Here is a 16,887-nt window from a genome sequence, read left to right on the forward strand (position 1 = left end):
GACATAAAAAAAGCCCCGCCTGGATTACCAGGCGGGGCTTTTTAGTGGCCGATGGAATCAGACGAGGGGTTTAGGCTCGTGCTCTTTTTCCAGGGCTTGCTCGTGTTGCTCTACCGCTTCCTGAACGGAGCGCGGTGCTTCGTCGATCACGGATTCAACTGGCTCGGCAGTGACTTCAGCAGCCGGGGCAGGAGCAGCCTCGACGACTTCAGCCACAACCGGTGCCACTTCGACAGCGACCGGAGCCGCAGCGGCAGCCAGTTCGGCTTCCTTCTGCAGGCGCTCTTCTTCACGCTTGCGACGACGCACTTCACGCGGGTCGTTCGGCGCGCGGCCACTTGGTGTCAGGGCGCTGACAGGAGCGGCTTCAACGGCGGGTGCAGCCACTTCAGCGACAACCGGCGCTTCAACCACTGGAGCAGGTTCGGCGGCAGCCACTACTGGCTCGGAAACCATGGCTTCAGTCGTTTCGCTCTCAGCGACTGGCGCTGGAGCTGGCGTTTCGGCAACAACTGGCTCGGCAACCCAGTTGAACGCGGTTTGCTCTTCGCGAACTTCACGAACCGTTTCGGTCACGGTTTCAGCAACGGTTTCAACAACCGGTTCTGCAACCACGGCAGGCGCTTGAGCAACGAAGGCCGGTTCAGCGGCAGCTTCAACCTGAGGCTGTGCTTCTTGAGCCGGTGCCACTTCGATTTCCGGAGCGGAAGTTGCTTCTACAGGTGTAGTTGCTTCAACGACTGGCGCTTCTGGAGCAGTTTCCAGTGTGGCAGCAGTGGCGCGTTCGGCTTGCTCGTTGGCTTGTGCTTCGGCCGGAGCGCTGATCACGCTGCTGGCAACGGCTGCGGTGACAGCCAGGCCGGCGGCCAGATCGGCAGCGCTTGGCGCTTCGCGGCTTTCGCCAGCTTCGCTACCTTCGGCGGATTCCGATTCTTCCGAACCTTCGATCACGTTGCCGTTGGCATCGCGTTGACGCTCGCGACGGTTGCTGCGACGACGCTGGCCACGGGAGCGGCGGCGTGGACGATCGCCTTCGGCGCCTTCCTGACCCTCTTCCTGCAGTTGCTCTTCGTTGCCGGTCAGTTCTTCTTCGGCAACAGCGGCAGCGGCTTGCTCTGCACGTGGTTGACGCTCTTCACGCGGAGGACGCGGAGCACGCTCTTCACGTGGTTGACGGGCTGGACGCTCTTCAGCGGTTGCAGCAGCAGCCGGAGCAGTGGCGTCCAGCGGTTCACGCAGTTCACGAACCCGCTCTTCACGCTCGCCGCGTGGCTTGCGATCTTCGCGAGGTGCGCGCGGTGCACGTTCTTCACGAGGGGCACGCGGTGCGCGTTCTTCACGTGGAGCGCGTTCTTCGCGAGCGACTGCCGGGGTTTCTTCGCGGGCTTCGCGTGGCTCACGTGGTGCGCGTTCTTCACGCGGTGCACGTTCCTCACGAGGCTTGCGCTCTTCATCGCGGCGACCGTTGCGGTTGCGGCTCTGCTGGCGACCGTTGCGACGCTCTTCGTTGCGGGCCGGACGCTCGGTGGTCGCCGGTTTTTCAACCACAACCGGAGCGGCAGGCTCTTCTTTGGTCGCGAACAGGCTGACCAGCGACTTCACCAGGCCTTTGAACAGGCTTGGTTCTGGCGCGGCGGCCGGTGCGGCAACAGGTGCGGCAGCGACGACTTCGGTCGGGACCGGAGCGTTGGCGCGGGCCGGTGCAGTCTTGACCGCGGCTTCCTGGCGAACCAGGGTGCGGGTCGCAGCGGCTGGCTGGACTTCTTCGACTTCGGCAGCGGCAGCAGCGATTTCGTAGCTGGACTGGTTGATGCTGGCTTCCGGGCTGTCATCACGCAGACGCTGAACTTCGAAGTGCGGCGTTTCGAGGTGATCGTTCGGCAGAATGACGATGCGGGCACGGGTGCGCAGTTCGATCTTGGTGATCGAGTTGCGTTTTTCGTTGAGCAGGAAGGCTGCAACCGGAATAGGCACTTGTGCGCGAACTTCGGCGGTGCGGTCTTTCAGGGCTTCTTCTTCGATCAGGCGCAGGATCGCCAGCGACAGCGATTCAACGTCACGGATGATGCCGGTGCCGTTGCAACGCGGGCAAACGATGCCGCTGCTTTCGCCGAGCGATGGACGCAGGCGTTGACGGGACATTTCCAGCAGGCCGAAGCGCGAGATGCGACCGACTTGCACGCGAGCGCGGTCGGCTTCCAGGCATTCGCGGACTTTCTCTTCCACGGCGCGCTGGTTCTTGGCCGGGGTCATGTCGATGAAGTCGATGACGATCAGGCCGCCGATGTCGCGCAAGCGCAACTGACGGGCGATTTCTTCGGCGGCTTCAAGGTTGGTCTGCAGGGCGGTTTCTTCGATGTCGCTGCCTTTGGTGGCGCGCGCCGAGTTGATGTCGATGGACACCAGGGCTTCGGTCGGATCGATAACGATGGAGCCGCCGGAAGGCAGTTCAACGACGCGCTGGAAAGCGGTCTCGATCTGGCTTTCGATCTGGAAACGGTTGAACAGCGGAACGCTGTCTTCGTACAGCTTGATCTTGCTGGCGTACTGCGGCATCACCTGGCGGATGAAGGTCAGGGCTTCGTCCTGGGCTTCAACGCTGTCGATCAGCACTTCGCCGATGTCCTGGCGCAGGTAATCGCGGATGGCGCGGATGATCACGTTGCTTTCCTGGTAGATCAGGAATGGCGCGGAGCGATCCAGCGAGGCTTCTTTGATGGCGGTCCAGAGTTGCAGCAGGTAATCGAGGTCCCACTGCATTTCTTCGCTGCTGCGGCCCAGGCCGGCAGTGCGCACGATCAGACCCATGTCGGCCGGGGCAACCAGACCATTCAGGGCTTCACGCAGTTCGTTGCGCTCTTCACCTTCGATGCGACGGGAGATACCGCCGGCACGCGGGTTGTTCGGCATCAGTACCAGATAACGACCGGCCAGGCTGATGAAAGTGGTCAGGGCGGCGCCCTTGTTGCCACGTTCTTCTTTTTCGACCTGAACGATGACTTCCTGGCCTTCGCTCAGGACGTCCTTGATGTTGACGCGGCCTTCAGGCGCTTTCTTGAAGTATTCGCGGGAGATTTCTTTGAGGGGCAGGAAGCCGTGGCGCTCGGAGCCGAAATCGACAAAGGCAGCCTCAAGGCTTGGTTCGATGCGAGTAATCCGGCCTTTATAGATGTTGGCCTTCTTCTGCTCGCGTGCACCGGATTCGATGTCCAGGTCGTAGAGGCGTTGGCCATCTACCAGTGCAACACGCAACTCTTCGGGTTGAGTTGCGTTAATCAGCATTCTTTTCATGTAGTACCGTCGGTTTCCGGGCTGCCGGAAACGGCGTTCGGCACACACGACTTCTCATGGTCGGTGTCAGGTGCGTCGGGAGTGGTTGGCCATTCCCGTGTCCAGCGAAGTCCGGCCAATGTGGGCCTTCGTCGCGACGTACGCGTCCTGCTTGCTGTGGCTACTTAAGCACTCAGTCAGGAGGAGGAATCAACCGGCGGCTGTGGACGAGATGAAGCGTCTTGATAAAGCCTATTGCTACACAGTCCAGCGGTTGTGCATCTCCACCCTACACGTATCCCTGATAATTCGGGTGCTGCCGCGCGCAGAATCCGCAGCGGGTTGGCATTTACCGTGAGCTCCGAAAGGGGAGGTCACGCATCATGGCTAATTTAGGCGTTGTTTCCGAAGCGTCCGCTCGGGGTCATTCGCAGCTGACTGCACTTTGTGAACTGGCCGTGAATATTGGCTCGCGAAGCGAGTGAAAGCTCTGCTTTGCGGCGTGATTCAGGCCTTATGTCACCTGCGCTCGTTACACCTGCAAACTCCACCGTTACGTAGCGAAAGCCCCGTAGGACGGCCTCGCGTCCTGGTGAATTGCATTGGTCAGGGCCGGTTTTTGACCGTTTGTCCGCTGTCCAGGCCGCTTTTGGCGGCGTTCGCGACTATAGCAGTAATGATTAAGTGCTTCAATTCCATAAAAAATTGATATCATCCGCGCCATGACGACTACTGCCCCCTCGACCCCAGCCGTACAACTGCTTGAGGTCTCGCCGGAATATGCCGGCCAACGTATTGATAACTTCCTTCTCGCTCGGCTCAAAGGCGTGCCCAAGACCTTGATTTACCGCATTTTGCGCAAGGGCGAAGTGCGGGTGAACAAAGGTCGTATCAAGCCCGAATACAAGCTGCAGGCGGGCGATATCGTGCGCGTGCCGCCGGTTCGCGTGCCGGAGCGCGACGAGCCGGTGCCGCTGGCCCAGGGTCTGCTGCAACGCCTCGAAGCCTCGATTGTCTTTGAGGACAAAGCGCTGATCGTGATCAACAAGCCTTGCGGCATTGCTGTTCACGGTGGCAGCGGCCTGACTTACGGCGTGATCGAAGCCTTTCGTCAGTTGCGCCCCGACTGCAAGGAGCTCGAACTGGTTCACCGTCTCGACCGTGACACCTCCGGCCTGCTGATGATCGCCAAGAAGCGCAGCATGCTGCGTCACTTGCACACGGCATTGCGCGGCGATGGCGTCGATAAGCGCTATATGGCGCTGGTCCGCGGTAACTGGGCAGCCTCGATCAAGCAGGTTCGTGCGTCGCTCGGCAAGAGCAACCTGCGCTCCGGCGAGCGCATGGTCGAAGTCGATGAGGAGGAGGGCAAGGAATCCGTGACCGTGTTCAAGGTCCTGCGTCGATTCGGCGACTTTGCCACCCTGATCGAAGCCAAACCGATCACCGGCCGCACCCACCAGATCCGCGTTCACACCCTGCACGCCGGACATTGCATCGCTGGCGATACCAAGTACGGCGACGACGATTTCAGCAAGGAAATCCGCGATCTGGGCGGCAAGCGCCTGTTTCTGCATGCCTACATGCTGACCGTGCCGTTGCCCGATGGCAGCGAGCTGAAGTTGCAGGCGCCCGTTGACGACATGTGGGCCAAAACCGTGGAGCGCCTGAGTGCACCCCTCTGATTACAAGCTGCTGATTTTCGATTGGGACGGCACTCTCGCCGACTCCATTGGTCGGATTGTCGAGGCGATGCACGTTGCGTCCGAGCGTTCCGGCTTCCAGTTGCGCGATGATTTTGCTGTCAAAGGCATCATCGGCCTGGGCCTTCCGGAGGCCATTCGTACGTTGTATCCGGAAATCGGTGACAACGAATTGGTGGCATTCCGTGAGCACTATGCCGACCACTACATCGCTTCGGAAGCCGTACCTTCGCCGTTGTTTGAAGGGGTAGTCGAGTCGATGGAGGCGTTTCGCGCCGAGGGTTATCACTTGGCGGTTGCGACCGGCAAGGCGCGTCGTGGGCTGGATCGCGTGTTGAAGGCGCATGGTTGGGAAGATTATTTCGATATCACCCGTGCGGCCGACGAAACCGCCAGCAAGCCCCATCCGCTGATGCTTGAGCAGATCCTCGCCCATTGCGAGGTTCGCCCGGAGCAAGCGTTGATGGTCGGCGATTCGTCCTTCGACCTGCAGATGGCGCGCAATGCCGGCATGGACTCGGTGGCGGTCAGCTATGGCGCGCAATCGATCGAAGCGCTGAAGCTGTTCGAGCCTGCATTGGCCATCGATCGTTTTTCAGAATTGCATGCCTGGCTGAATCAGCGGGCCTAATGGATTTTTGCTGGGGTAGATGTCATGACCGACGAATGGAAAGCACCCGCCAAGGCGAGCGCAGAGAGCGGTGACGAGAAGAGCTGGAAGCTGTTGGAGAAGACCCTGCTGGCCAGTGTGCAGGAACAACGCCGGTCGCGGCGCTGGGGGATTTTCTTCAAGCTGCTGACCTTTGTGTATCTGTTTGGCGCGCTGGTCCTGTTCACGCCGCTGATGGACATGGAAAAAGCCGCCACCCGCAGCGCCAATTACACCGCGCTGATCGACGTGACGGGCATGATCGCCGACAAGGAGCCTGCCAGCGCTGACAACATCGTCGGCAGTCTGCGTGCGGCTTTCGAGGATGAAAAGGTCAAGGGCGTGATTCTGCGCATCAACAGTCCGGGCGGCAGTCCGGTGCAGTCGGGTTACGTTTATGACGAAATCCGCCGGTTGCGTGGCTTGCACCCGGACACCAAGGTTTATGCGGTGATCTCCGATCTGGGTGCGTCCGGTGCTTACTACATTGCCAGTGCGGCGGATCAGATCTACGCCGACAAGGCGAGTCTGGTGGGTTCCATCGGTGTGACGGCGGCGGGTTACGGGTTTGTCGGCACCATGGAAAAACTGGGTGTCGAGCGTCGCACCTACACGTCCGGCGAGCACAAGTCGTTCCTTGATCCGTTCCAGCCGCAAAAGCCCGAGGAGACTCGGTTCTGGCAGGGCGTACTCGATACGACGCACCAGCAGTTCATCAACAGCGTCAAGAAGGGGCGTGGCGATCGCCTCAAGGACAAGGAGCATCCGGAGCTGTTCTCCGGGTTGGTCTGGTCCGGTGAGCAGGCGCTGCCCTTGGGGCTGATCGATGGTCTGGGTAATGCCAGTTCGGTGGCGCGTGACGTGATTGGCGAGAAGGAACTCGTGGACTTCACTGTTCAGGAATCGCCGTTCGATCGCTTCTCGAAGAAGCTTGGTGCCGCCGTGGCTGAGCAGTTGGCGATGTGGATGGGCTTTCACGGTCCGTCGCTGCGCTGATCTTCCGGCTACATAAAAAAACCGGCCCCAGTGGCCGGTTTTTTTTGCGCTCACATCCTGTAGGAGCCGGCTTGCTGACGATGCGGGCTGTGTGGTGCATCAGATTCGCCGCCATCGCCAGCAAGCCGGCTCCTACAGCGTCAGGGTATTTGCACGCCTTCAGCGAGCAGCATGTCGGTCAGGCGAATCAGCGGCAGGCCGATCAGGCTGGTGGCGTCTGGACCTTCGGTGCTTTGAAACAGGCTCACCCCCAAACCTTCGGCCTTGAAGCTCCCAGCGCAATCGTAGGGCTGTTCGGTGTGCAGGTAGCGTTCGATGCGCGCGGTGTCGAGTGTGCGCATGTGCACGGTGAATGGCACGCAGTCGACCTGGCAGCGTCCGGTCTGGCTATTGAGCAGGGCCAGGCCGGTCAGAAAGGTTACGCTTGCGCCGCTTGATGCCAGCAACTGCTCGCGAGCCTTTTCGAAGGTATGGGGTTTGCCGATAATGCGCTCGCCGAGCACCGCGACCTGATCGGAGCCGATAATCAGATGGGCGGGGTGGCTGCCGGTAAGAGCCCGGGCTTTTTCTTCGGCGAGGCGCTTGACCAGTTCGACGGCGGCTTCATTCGGCCGATGACTTTCATCGATATCCGGCGAGCTGCAGGTGAATGGCAGCTGCAAGCGGGCCAGTAATTCCCGGCGATACACCGAGCTTGAAGCGAGTAATAAAGGCAGCATGCGCATCTCCAGAAGACAGGCGCGAATTCTAGCGAGGCTTCCAGGTGACGGACAGGGCTGAATTTCCTTTGACATGGCCGGGTGCATCCCTATAATGCTGCGCCTATGTTGAATGACCCGATTCCACCTCACGTTGACCCGCGCAAATTGGCTGACCGTGGCACCACCCTTCAAGGTGAACTGCTGCTGGCCGATTTGGAGAGACTCTGCGACCCGCTTTCCGACACTGTCGGTACGGTGCAGGCTAAATTCGTTTTTGAACGAGATGAACGTAAGTCTGTGGTAATCCACAGCTTTATCGACACCGAAGTCAAAATGGTTTGCCAGCGTTGTCTTGAGCTGGTCACCCTGCCGATCCATAGCGAATGCAGTTATGCTGTGGTGAAGGAGGGTGCGAATACCCAGTCGTTGCCGAAAGGTTATGACGTGCTGGAACTGGGCGAAGATCCATTGGATCTGCAGTCACTGATCGAGGAGGAGCTTCTGCTCGCCTTGCCCATTGTGCCTGCTCATCATCCGGAAGAATGCCAGCAGCCGGGGGGTCTCGAAGAGGCCGAACCGAGCGAGGACGAGGTAACGCGGTCCAACCCGTTCAGTGTATTGGCGCAGTTAAAGCGTGACCCAAACGTTTAGGAGTTAATCAATTATGGCTGTTCAGCAGAACAAAAAATCCCGCTCTGCCCGTGACATGCGTCGTTCGCACGACGCTCTCGAGGCTAGCACCCTGTCTGTAGAAAAAACCACCGGTGAAGTTCACCTGCGTCACCACGTATCGCCAGAAGGCGTATACCGTGGCCGTAAAGTGATCGACAAGGGCGCTGACGAGTAATCACTTGTCCGCTCAAGTCATCGCGATTGACGCAATGGGCGGGGACTTCGGTCCCCGCAGCATTGTTCAGGCCAGCCTTGCTTGTCTGAATGCTACGCCCTCGCTACACCTGACCCTTGTCGGTCAACCCTCCCTTCTTGAAGAATTGATCGCTGGCCAATCGGCTGTGGATCGCTCGCGCCTGTCGATTGCACCGGCATCCGAAGTCATCACCATGGACGAAAAGCCTGCCCAGGCTTTGCGCGGAAAACCCGATTCGTCAATGCGCGTGGCGCTCGAGTTGCTGCGTGACGGCAAGGTTCAGGCCTGTGTCAGCGCTGGCAATACCGGTGCGCTGATGGCGTTGTCGCGGTTTGTGCTCAAGACCTTGCCGGGCATTGATCGGCCGGCCATGGTCGCGGCGATTCCGACGCAGAAGGGCTTTTGTCAGTTGCTCGATCTGGGCGCCAATGTCGACTGCAGTGCCGAGCATCTCCTGCAGTTCGCGGTGATGGGCTCGGTCGCTGCAGAAACCCTTGGTATCGTTCGCCCACGTGTTGCGTTGCTGAACATCGGCACCGAAGACATCAAGGGCAATCAGCAGGTCAAGCTGGCGGCGACGTTGTTGCAAAGTGCTCGCGGCATCAATTACATCGGTTTTGTCGAAGGTGACGGCTTGTACCGGGGCGAGGCGGATGTGGTTGTGTGCGACGGCTTCGTTGGCAATATCCTGCTCAAATCGAGCGAAGGGTTGGCGACCATGATCTCGGGGCGCATCGAAGCCCTGTTCAAAAAAAACTTTGCATCAAAAGTAATCGGCGCAATGGCGCTGCCGCTGATGAAACGCCTGCAAGCGGACCTGGCGCCCGCGCGGCATAACGGGGCAAGCTTCCTGGGTTTGCAGGGAATTGTGGTGAAAAGTCACGGTTCTGCAGGGGTTCAGGGTTTCCAGAGCGCCATTTCGCGAGCCTTGATCGAAATTCAGGAAAACCTGCCGGAACGGATTCACGGTCGCCTGGAGGATTTGTTGCTTTAGGCGTTTTCGTCGGACAATGCTTAAATGTGACCGCTCAGTTCAATTTGCCATCCAACTGTCAGTTTCTTGTGTCCCTCTAGCGGGACGTCAATTCTCCGACGACAAGATCATTAGGGGCTTGTTACATGTCTGCTTCCCTCGCATTCGTCTTTCCAGGACAGGGTTCGCAGTCCCTCGGCATGCTGGCCGAGTTGGGCGCGCAACATCCGGTGGTCCTCGAAACATTCAAAGAAGCATCCGCCGCTCTCGGTTACGACCTGTGGGCACTGACCCAGCAGGGGCCGGAAGAGCAGCTCAATCAAACCGATAAAACCCAGCCGGCGATTCTGACCGCCTCGATCGCCTTGTGGCGGCTGTGGCTGGCTGAAGGCGGCGCGCGTCCGGCTTATGTTGCCGGTCATAGCCTGGGCGAATACAGCGCCCTGGTCGCTGCGGGCAGCCTGAGTCTGGGCGACGCGGTGAAGCTGGTAGAGCGTCGTGGCCAGCTGATGCAGGAAGCGGTTCCGGCCGGGCAGGGCGGCATGGCTGCCATCCTCGGCCTGGACGATGCTGACGTACTGGCAGCCTGCGCCGAAGCGGCACAAGGCGAAGTGGTCAGCGCGGTGAATTTCAACTCGCCAGGCCAGGTGGTTATCGCCGGTGCCAAGGCTGCGGTCGAACGCGCCATCGAAGGTTGCAAGGCGCGTGGTGCCAAGCGCGCCATGCCGTTGCCGGTCAGCGTGCCGTCTCACTGCGAGCTGATGCGTCCGGCGGCCGAACGTTTTGCCGAGTCGATCGCTGCGATCGACTGGCAGGAACCACAGATTCCTGTGGTACAGAACGTCAGTGCGAACGTGCCGGCCGATCTCGAAACCCTCAAGCGCGATCTGCTTGAACAGCTCTACAAGCCTGTGCGCTGGGTCGAGTCGGTCCAGGCATTGGCTGCCAAGGGCGCGACCCAACTGGTCGAATGCGGTCCTGGCAAGGTGCTGGCCGGCTTGAACAAACGCTGCGCCGAAGGCGTGTCGACATCCAACCTCAATACCCCAGACGCCTTTGCTGCCGCCCGCGCAGCGCTGGCCTGAATCAGGAGAAGCTTGCATGAGTCTGCAAGGTAAAGTTGCACTGGTCACCGGTGCGAGCCGCGGTATCGGTCAAGCCATCGCCCTGGAACTGGGTCGTCAGGGTGCCATCGTTGTGGGTACCGCGACATCCGCTTCGGGCGCCGAGCGCATCGCCGCTACCCTGAAGGAAAACGGTATTCAAGGCACTGGCCTGGAACTCAATGTCACCAGCGACGAATCCGTTGCGGCGGTGCTGGCGAGCATCCAGGAGCAGTTCGGTGCGCCGGCGATCCTGGTCAACAATGCCGGTATCACCCGCGATAACCTGATGATGCGCATGAAAGATGACGAATGGCATGATGTCGTCGATACCAACCTGAACAGTCTGTTCCGCCTGTCCAAGGGCGTTTTGCGCGGCATGACCAAAGCCCGTTGGGGACGAATTATCAGTATTGGCTCGGTAGTGGGTGCCATGGGCAACGCAGGCCAAGTAAACTACGCTGCCGCCAAGGCAGGCCTGGAAGGTTTTAGTCGCGCCCTGGCGCGTGAAGTCGGTTCGCGTTCGATTACGGTAAACTCGGTGGCCCCTGGGTTCATTGACACTGATATGACCCGCGAACTGCCCGAGGCACAGCGTGAAGCCTTGCAGACGCAAATTCCGCTGGGCCGTCTGGGGCAAGCTCAAGAGATCGCGTCTGTGGTCGCTTTTCTTGCGTCCGACGGTGCGGCTTACGTTACTGGGGCTACAATCCCGGTGAACGGCGGGATGTACATGAGTTAAATGTGACGGATTGCTTCAAAAAAATGTCATACGAGCTGTCTAAAATCCGTTATAAAGCTGCAATCTATTTATAGGCAGAGGGCTGCAGGGTTTGAGGAGTGAAGCTTTCAGTTGAAAAACTGAAAAGTCTTTCTATACACTTACCCACTGGCCAGCTGCCTGAATTTGTCCATTAGGAGTGAAAACAAGGTATGAGCACCATCGAAGAGCGCGTCAAGAAAATCGTTGCCGAGCAACTGGGCGTTAAAGAAGAAGAAGTGGTCAACACTGCTTCCTTCGTTGAAGACCTGGGTGCCGACTCCCTTGACACCGTTGAGCTGGTGATGGCTCTGGAAGAGGAATTCGAGACCGAAATCCCTGACGAAGAAGCTGAGAAGATCACTACTGTACAAGCTGCAATCGATTACGTTACTAACCACCAGGCTTAATAGCTTGTAATCGTTGCTTGCTGTCATGGAAAAACCGCACTGCCATCTTGGCGTGCGGTTTTTTCTTTAGGCCTGATGCAAAGTCGTCATTTGAAAAAAGGAGAGTGCTGTGTCGCGTAGACGCGTCGTAGTCACCGGTATGGGTATGTTGTCGCCACTGGGCACGGATGTGCCGAGCAGTTGGCAGGGCATTCTGGCTGGCCGCAGTGGCATTGGTCTGATCGAACACACCGACCTTTCTGCCTATTCCACCCGTTTTGGCGGCTCGGTAAAGGGCTTCAATGTCGAGGAATACCTGTCGGTCAAGGAAGCTCGCAAGCTCGACCTGTTCATTCAGTACGGTCTCGCCGCCGGTTTCCAGGCTGTGCGTAATGCCGGTCTTGAAGTCACCGACGCCAACCGTGAACGCATCGGCGTGGCCATGGGTTCGGGTATTGGCGGTCTGACCAATATCGAAGAAACCAGCCGCACGCTGCATGATTCCGGCCCACGACGGATCTCTCCGTTTTTCGTGCCAGGCTCGATCATCAATATGATTTCCGGTTTCCTGTCGATCCACCTGGGTGCACAGGGGCCTAACTACGCCATCGCCACCGCGTGTACCACCGGTACGCACTGCATCGGCATGGCGGCTCGCAACATTATGTACGACGAAGCCGACGTGATGATTGCCGGCGGTGCCGAGATGGCCGCTTGCGGTCTGGGCATGGGGGGCTTCGGTGCCTCCCGCGCGCTGTCGACCCGCAACGACGAGCCGACCCGCGCCAGCCGCCCGTGGGACAAAGGCCGTGATGGCTTTGTCCTGTCCGACGGTGCCGGTGCGCTTGTGCTTGAGGAGCTGGAGCACGCGAAGGCTCGCGGCGCGACCATCTACGCCGAGCTGATCGGCTTCGGCACCAGTGGCGATGCCTACCACATGACTTCGCCACCAGCGGACGGTGCAGGCGCTGCGCGTTGCATTACCAATGCCCTGCGCGACGCGAAGATCAACAGCGATCAAGTCCAGTACATCAACGCCCACGGCACATCGACTTCTGCCGGCGACCTCGCCGAAGCCTGTGCGATCAAATCGGTGTTCGGCGATCACGCCTATAAGCTGGCGGTCAGTTCGACCAAATCCATGACCGGTCACCTGCTGGGTGCGGCAGGCGCGGTCGAAGCGATCTTCAGTGTGCTGGCGATCAACAGCCAGGTGGCACCGCCGACCATCAACCTCGATGAGCCGGACGAAGGCTGTGATCTCGATTTCGTGCCGCACACCGCGCGCAATATGGATATCGACGTGGTGCTGTCCAACTCCTTCGGTTTTGGCGGTACCAACGGCTCGCTGGTGTTCCGCCGGTTCGCTGACTGATGGACAGCTGGGTCGACGGTCAGCCGGCTGACGCTCTGTCGCTGAAGGATCGCGGCCTGGCCTACGGTGATGGTCTGTTCGAGACCATTGCCGTGCGCGGCGGCCAGCCGCTATTGCTGGACCGGCATTTGTCGCGTCTGGCCGATGGCTGTTCGCGCCTGGCAATCACGACCGATCACGCGCTGATCCGCAGTGAACTGCTGGCCTACTCCGCAGCTCTGGGTGAAGGTGTGCTTAAACTCATCCTCACTCGCGGCGACAGCTTGCGCGGTTATGCTCCCGATCCTGCGGCCCAGGCCCGACGTATTCTGCAAGGTAATCCTCCTGCTGCTTATCCAGCGGTTCATGGGGAGCAGGGCATTCGCCTCTTTCCCTGTACCACGCGATTGTCCATACAACCCTTGCTCGCCGGGCTTAAACATCTGAACCGTCTGGAGCAAGTCATCGCCCGCTCCGAATGGCAAGACACTGAGCATGCCGAAGGCTTGATGCTTGATCTGGCCGGTCGCGTGATCGAAGGCGTGTTCAGCAATCTGTTCCTGGTCCGAGATGGCGTGTTGATCACCGCCGATCTCAAACGCTGCGGTGTCGCCGGCGTGATGCGTGCCGAATTATTGTTTCAAGCCGAGTCGCTGGGGATACCCACGCAAATCACCGGCATCACCCTTGAACAGCTGCAATGGGCTGATGAAGTCTTCGTCTGCAACAGCGTGTATGGCGTTTGGCCGGTGCGCGCCTATGCAGCACTGAGCTGGTCGGTTGGGCCGCTCACCCGTAAACTCCAAACCATTGCCCGCGCGCTACTGGATGCTTGATACGTGAGACGTAAATTCTTGCTGTTGCTGGAAACCGGCCTGGTTCTGGCAGGGCTATGTCTGGGCGCTTCGGCCTGGAAAATCCATTCGGCGCTGCAACAGCCGCTGAACATTACCCAGGAAAAACTGCTGGACGTGCCCAAAGGCACGACGCCCACCCGCACTTTCTATCGACTCGAAGCCGATGGCGTCATCAAGGACGCTTTCTGGTTGCGCGTGTACTGGCGCTTCAATCTGGCCGGGCAACCGCTGCACAAAGGTGAGTACCGCATGCAGCCCGGCATGACCGTTGAAAACCTGATCGACCTGTGGAAGCGCGGAGAAATGGTTCAATACAGCCTGACGCTGGTCGAAGGCTGGAATTTCCATCAGGTCCGTCTGGCCCTGGCCAAGGATGAAAAGCTCGAGCAGACGTTGAACGGCTTGAGCGATAGCGAAGTGATGGACAAAATCGGTCACCCCGGGATCTTTCCGGAAGGGCGATTCTTCCCGGACACCTACCGGTTCGTGCGGGGCATGACGGACGCCGAGCTGCTGAAAAAAGCTTACGATCGCCTGGATGAAGTCCTTGCCAAGGAGTGGGGGCAGCGCGCGGCGGACGTGCCGTATACCGAGCCCTATCAAGCGCTGATCATGGCCTCGCTGGTGGAAAAGGAAACCGGCGTACCGCAGGAGCGTGGGCAGATCGCCGGCGTATTCGTGCGGCGAATGGAAATGGGCATGCTGCTGCAGACTGATCCGACCGTGATCTACGGCCTGGGTGATCGTTACAACGGCAAGTTGACCCGCGCCCATCTCAAGGAACCTACCCCTTACAATACCTACGTGATCGCCGGCCTGCCGCCGACGCCGATTGCGATGGTCGGCCGCGAGGCGATCCACGCTGCGTTGAATCCGGTGGCTGGCAACAGCCTGTATTTTGTCGCACGCGGCGATGGCAGCCATGTGTTCTCGGATGATCTGGACGCCCATAACAACGCGGTGCGTGAATTCCAGCTCAAGCGCCGCGCCGATTACCGTTCCAGCCCGGCACCGGTCACCGCCCCAGAGGCGACGGATGAGTCGGCGCCGATCCCGGCGGCTTCGCCCGACACAGCCCCCGAGGCTTTGCCGCCAGTGACGCCGCAAGAGCCGGTTCAACAAGCGCCGACTCAAGAGGCAACGCAAGAACCGGTTGAAGAACCTGCCAAAGAGCCCGCTGCAGCGCCTGCGCCCGAGCCCAATGCAACCGCGCCGCAAAGCCCGCAATGATTCTGAATAAGGACTGCCTGTGACTGGCTTGTTTATTACCCTGGAAGGCCCTGAAGGCGCCGGCAAGAGCACCAACCGTGAGTACCTGGCCGAGCGCCTGCGCGCCGCCGGTATCGAGGTGGTGCTGACCCGCGAGCCGGGTGGCACACCTTTGGCCGAGAAAATTCGCGAGGTGCTGTTGGCACCGGTCGATGAAGCCATGGACCCGGACACCGAGTTGTTGCTGGTGTTTGCCGCGCGCGCCCAGCACCTGGCTGGCGTGATCCGCCCGGCGCTGGCCCGTGGTGCGGTGGTGTTGTGTGATCGCTTTACCGATTCGACCTATGCCTATCAGGGCGGCGGTCGCGGCTTGTCGCTGGAGCGCATCGCGACGCTGGAAACGTTCGTCCAGGGCAATCTGCGCCCGGACCTGACACTGATTTTCGATCTTCCTGTGGAAGTTGGCCTGGCGCGTGCCAGTGCTCGCGGTCGCCTGGATCGATTCGAGCTGGAAGGCCGGGCGTTTTTCGATGCAGTGCGCAGTGCGTTCCTCAAGCGTGCTGAAGCCGATCCGGCGCGTTATGTATTGGTCGATGCCGCCCAGCCGCTGGCGCAGGTTCAGCAGTCGCTGGACGCCTTGCTCCCTCGTTTGCTGGAGCTGACCCGTGGCTGAAGCCTATCCGTGGCAGGACAGCCTCTGGCAGCAACTGGCGGGTCGCAAGCAACATGCTCACGCGTATCTGCTGCATGGTCCGGCCGGGATCGGCAAACGCGCGTTGGCCGAACGCTTGATGGCCAGTTTGCTGTGCCAGCGCCCGACAGCTCAGGACGCCTGCGGTGAATGCAAATCCTGCCTGTTGCTCAAGGCCGGTAGCCATCCCGACAACTACATCCTGGAACCGGAAGAAGCCGACAAGGCGATCAAGGTTGATCAGGTGCGTGATCTGGTCAGCTTTGTGGTGCAGACCTCGCAGATGGGCGGGCGCAAAGTGGTGCTGATCGAGCCGGTCGAGGCGATGAACGTCAACGCGGCCAATGCCTTGCTCAAAAGCCTTGAAGAGCCGTCCGGCGATACGGTGTTGCTGCTGGTCAGCCATCAGACCAGCCGTTTGTTGCCGACCATCAAGAGCCGTTGCGTGCAGCAGGCCTGCCCGCTGCCGAGCGAGGCAATGAGCCTGGTGTGGCTGGCGAAGGCGCTGCCGGACTGTTCCGAAGAAGAGCGCATCGAGTTGCTGACCCTCGCCGCCGGTTCGCCGCTGGCCGCCGTCAACTTGCAGGCCCAGGGCGTGCGCGAGCAGCGGGCGTTGGTGGTTGACGGTGTGAAGAAGTTGCTCAAGCAACAGCAATCGCCGACGCAACTGGCCGAAGGCTGGAACGCGATTCCGCTGTTGTTGCTGTTCGACTGGTTCTGCGATTGGTCGAGCCTGATCCTGCGCTATCAGCTGACACAGGATGAAGAAGGGCTCGGACTGGCCGATATGCGCAAGGTGATTCAGTACCTTGCGCAAAAATCCGCTCAGGACAAAGTGCTGGGCATTCAGGACTGGATCCTCGCCCAGCGCCAGAAAGTCATGAGCAAGGCCAACCTCAATCGGGTGCTGTTGCTGGAAGCGTTGCTGGTGCAATGGGCGTCATTGCCTACCCAGAAGTGACCGACTGGGCCTATCCTCTGAACATCAGCAGTGGAGGTCAGCATGAATGAAGCCGTCAATCCTGGGCCGCGCAACGGTATTCTGTCCCTGACCATCAAGGACAAGTCCGTGCTATACGCGGCCTATATGCCATTCATCAAGAACGGTGGCCTGTTTATCCCGACCAATAAAAGCTACAAGTTGGGCGATGAGGTATTCATGCTGCTGAACCTGATGGACGAGCCGGAGAAGATTCCGGTGGCCGGCAAGGTCGCCTGGATCACGCCCAAAGGCGCGCAAGGCAACCGCGCCGCCGGCGTCGGCGTGCAGTTCAACGACGGCGACGACACCGCCCGCAGTCGAATCGAAACCCATCTGGCCGGAGCCCTGAAGTCCGACCGTCCCACCCATACGATGTAAGTTG

The 16,887-nt window shown here is 59.8% G+C and carries 17 protein-coding genes; 15 read left to right on the plus strand and 2 right to left on the minus strand.

Annotated elements, in window-relative coordinates; all coding sequences use genetic code 11:
* Positions 1-57 precede the first annotated feature (57 nt).
* Positions 58-3,291 carry a ribonuclease E gene (gene rne / locus PMI01S_RS26015; protein WP_084322974.1) on the minus strand — a complete coding sequence of 1,078 codons (3,234 nt, stop codon included), beginning with the start codon at positions 3,289-3,291 and terminating at the stop codon, positions 58-60.
* A gap of 701 nt (positions 3,292-3,992) precedes the next feature.
* Here rne and rluC point away from each other — a divergent pair.
* From rluC to sppA, 3 genes are read left to right on the plus strand one after another with little or no spacing between them, the layout of a single operon-like run.
* Complete coding sequence (rluC, locus tag PMI01S_RS26025) at positions 3,993-4,955, plus strand: 23S rRNA pseudouridine(955/2504/2580) synthase RluC (protein WP_084322975.1); 963 nt, start codon at positions 3,993-3,995, stop codon at positions 4,953-4,955.
* Positions 4,942-5,604: an HAD-IA family hydrolase gene (locus tag PMI01S_RS26030; RefSeq protein WP_084322976.1), complete on the plus strand. Its 663-nt coding sequence runs from the start codon at positions 4,942-4,944 to the stop codon at positions 5,602-5,604. Before rluC ends, PMI01S_RS26030 begins: the two co-directional genes overlap by 14 nt.
* Positions 5,605-5,628: 24 nt before the next feature.
* Entirely contained in the window at positions 5,629-6,618 is a 990-nt protein-coding gene (gene sppA / locus PMI01S_RS26035; RefSeq protein WP_084322977.1) for a signal peptide peptidase SppA, read from the plus strand.
* A gap of 140 nt (positions 6,619-6,758) precedes the next feature.
* On the opposite strand, the gene PMI01S_RS26040 is transcribed toward sppA, so the two are convergent.
* On the minus strand, positions 6,759-7,337 hold the full coding sequence (locus PMI01S_RS26040) for a Maf family protein (RefSeq protein WP_084322978.1): 579 nt from the start codon (positions 7,335-7,337) through the stop codon (positions 6,759-6,761).
* A 105-nt stretch (positions 7,338-7,442) separates the two neighbouring features.
* Here PMI01S_RS26040 and PMI01S_RS26045 point away from each other — a divergent pair, with 105 nt between their 5' ends.
* The 12 genes from PMI01S_RS26045 (at position 7,443) to PMI01S_RS26100 (ending at position 16,883) form a co-directional block, all read left to right on the plus strand.
* The gene (locus PMI01S_RS26045; protein WP_017340114.1) at positions 7,443-7,970 is read left to right on the plus strand and encodes a YceD family protein; all 528 of its coding nucleotides are present in this window, start codon (positions 7,443-7,445) and stop codon (positions 7,968-7,970) included.
* 13 nt (positions 7,971-7,983) lie between these two features.
* On the plus strand, positions 7,984-8,166 hold the full coding sequence (gene rpmF / locus PMI01S_RS26050; RefSeq protein ID WP_003179396.1) for a 50S ribosomal protein L32: 183 nt from the start codon (positions 7,984-7,986) through the stop codon (positions 8,164-8,166).
* A gap of 4 nt (positions 8,167-8,170) precedes the next feature.
* Complete coding sequence (plsX, locus tag PMI01S_RS26055) at positions 8,171-9,181, plus strand: phosphate acyltransferase PlsX (protein ID WP_084322979.1); 1,011 nt, start codon at positions 8,171-8,173, stop codon at positions 9,179-9,181.
* Between the two features lie 125 nt (positions 9,182-9,306).
* On the plus strand, positions 9,307-10,245 hold the full coding sequence (gene fabD, locus PMI01S_RS26060; RefSeq protein ID WP_084322980.1) for an ACP S-malonyltransferase: 939 nt from the start codon (positions 9,307-9,309) through the stop codon (positions 10,243-10,245).
* Positions 10,246-10,261: 16 nt separating this feature from the next.
* Positions 10,262-11,005 (plus strand): 3-oxoacyl-ACP reductase FabG, encoded by a 744-nt coding sequence (gene fabG, locus PMI01S_RS26065; protein WP_007942004.1) that lies wholly within the window; start codon positions 10,262-10,264, stop codon positions 11,003-11,005.
* A gap of 191 nt (positions 11,006-11,196) precedes the next feature.
* Positions 11,197-11,433 (plus strand): acyl carrier protein, encoded by a 237-nt coding sequence (gene acpP / locus PMI01S_RS26070; RefSeq protein ID WP_003442511.1) that lies wholly within the window; start codon positions 11,197-11,199, stop codon positions 11,431-11,433.
* A 109-nt stretch (positions 11,434-11,542) separates the two neighbouring features.
* On the plus strand, positions 11,543-12,787 hold the full coding sequence (gene fabF, locus PMI01S_RS26075) for a beta-ketoacyl-ACP synthase II (protein WP_084322981.1): 1,245 nt from the start codon (positions 11,543-11,545) through the stop codon (positions 12,785-12,787).
* Entirely contained in the window at positions 12,787-13,602 is an 816-nt protein-coding gene (pabC, locus tag PMI01S_RS26080) for an aminodeoxychorismate lyase (RefSeq protein WP_084322982.1), read from the plus strand. Before fabF ends, pabC begins: the two co-directional genes overlap by 1 nt.
* Before the next feature lie 3 nt (positions 13,603-13,605).
* Positions 13,606-14,853 (plus strand): endolytic transglycosylase MltG, encoded by a 1,248-nt coding sequence (mltG, locus tag PMI01S_RS26085; RefSeq protein WP_084322983.1) that lies wholly within the window; start codon positions 13,606-13,608, stop codon positions 14,851-14,853.
* Between the two features lie 19 nt (positions 14,854-14,872).
* Entirely contained in the window at positions 14,873-15,505 is a 633-nt protein-coding gene (gene tmk, locus PMI01S_RS26090; protein WP_084322984.1) for a dTMP kinase, read from the plus strand.
* Positions 15,498-16,484 (plus strand): DNA polymerase III subunit delta', encoded by a 987-nt coding sequence (locus PMI01S_RS26095; protein WP_084322985.1) that lies wholly within the window; start codon positions 15,498-15,500, stop codon positions 16,482-16,484. Before tmk ends, PMI01S_RS26095 begins: the two co-directional genes overlap by 8 nt.
* A gap of 42 nt (positions 16,485-16,526) precedes the next feature.
* The gene (locus PMI01S_RS26100) at positions 16,527-16,883 is read left to right on the plus strand and encodes a PilZ domain-containing protein (RefSeq protein WP_084322986.1); all 357 of its coding nucleotides are present in this window, start codon (positions 16,527-16,529) and stop codon (positions 16,881-16,883) included.
* Positions 16,884-16,887: the final 4 nt, after the last annotated feature.

The organism is Pseudomonas migulae NBRC 103157 (genome assembly GCF_002091715.1).
GTDB lineage: Bacteria > Pseudomonadota > Gammaproteobacteria > Pseudomonadales > Pseudomonadaceae > Aquipseudomonas > Aquipseudomonas migulae_A.

Coding starts and splice junctions, on each gene's coding strand:
- fabD (WP_084322980.1), top strand. CDS start 9,307: ATGTCTGCTTCCCTCGCATTCGTCTTTCCAGGACAGGGTTCGCAGTCC.
- rpmF (WP_003179396.1), top strand. CDS start 7,984: ATGGCTGTTCAGCAGAACAAAAAATCCCGCTCTGCCCGTGACATGCGT.
- sppA (WP_084322977.1), top strand. CDS start 5,629: ATGACCGACGAATGGAAAGCACCCGCCAAGGCGAGCGCAGAGAGCGGT.
- rne (WP_084322974.1), bottom strand. CDS start 3,291: ATGAAAAGAATGCTGATTAACGCAACTCAACCCGAAGAGTTGCGTGTT.
- PMI01S_RS26040 (WP_084322978.1), bottom strand. CDS start 7,337: ATGCTGCCTTTATTACTCGCTTCAAGCTCGGTGTATCGCCGGGAATTA.
- fabG (WP_007942004.1), top strand. CDS start 10,262: ATGAGTCTGCAAGGTAAAGTTGCACTGGTCACCGGTGCGAGCCGCGGT.
- rluC (WP_084322975.1), top strand. CDS start 3,993: ATGACGACTACTGCCCCCTCGACCCCAGCCGTACAACTGCTTGAGGTC.
- PMI01S_RS26100 (WP_084322986.1), top strand. CDS start 16,527: ATGAATGAAGCCGTCAATCCTGGGCCGCGCAACGGTATTCTGTCCCTG.
- acpP (WP_003442511.1), top strand. CDS start 11,197: ATGAGCACCATCGAAGAGCGCGTCAAGAAAATCGTTGCCGAGCAACTG.
- PMI01S_RS26045 (WP_017340114.1), top strand. CDS start 7,443: ATGTTGAATGACCCGATTCCACCTCACGTTGACCCGCGCAAATTGGCT.
- pabC (WP_084322982.1), top strand. CDS start 12,787: ATGGACAGCTGGGTCGACGGTCAGCCGGCTGACGCTCTGTCGCTGAAG.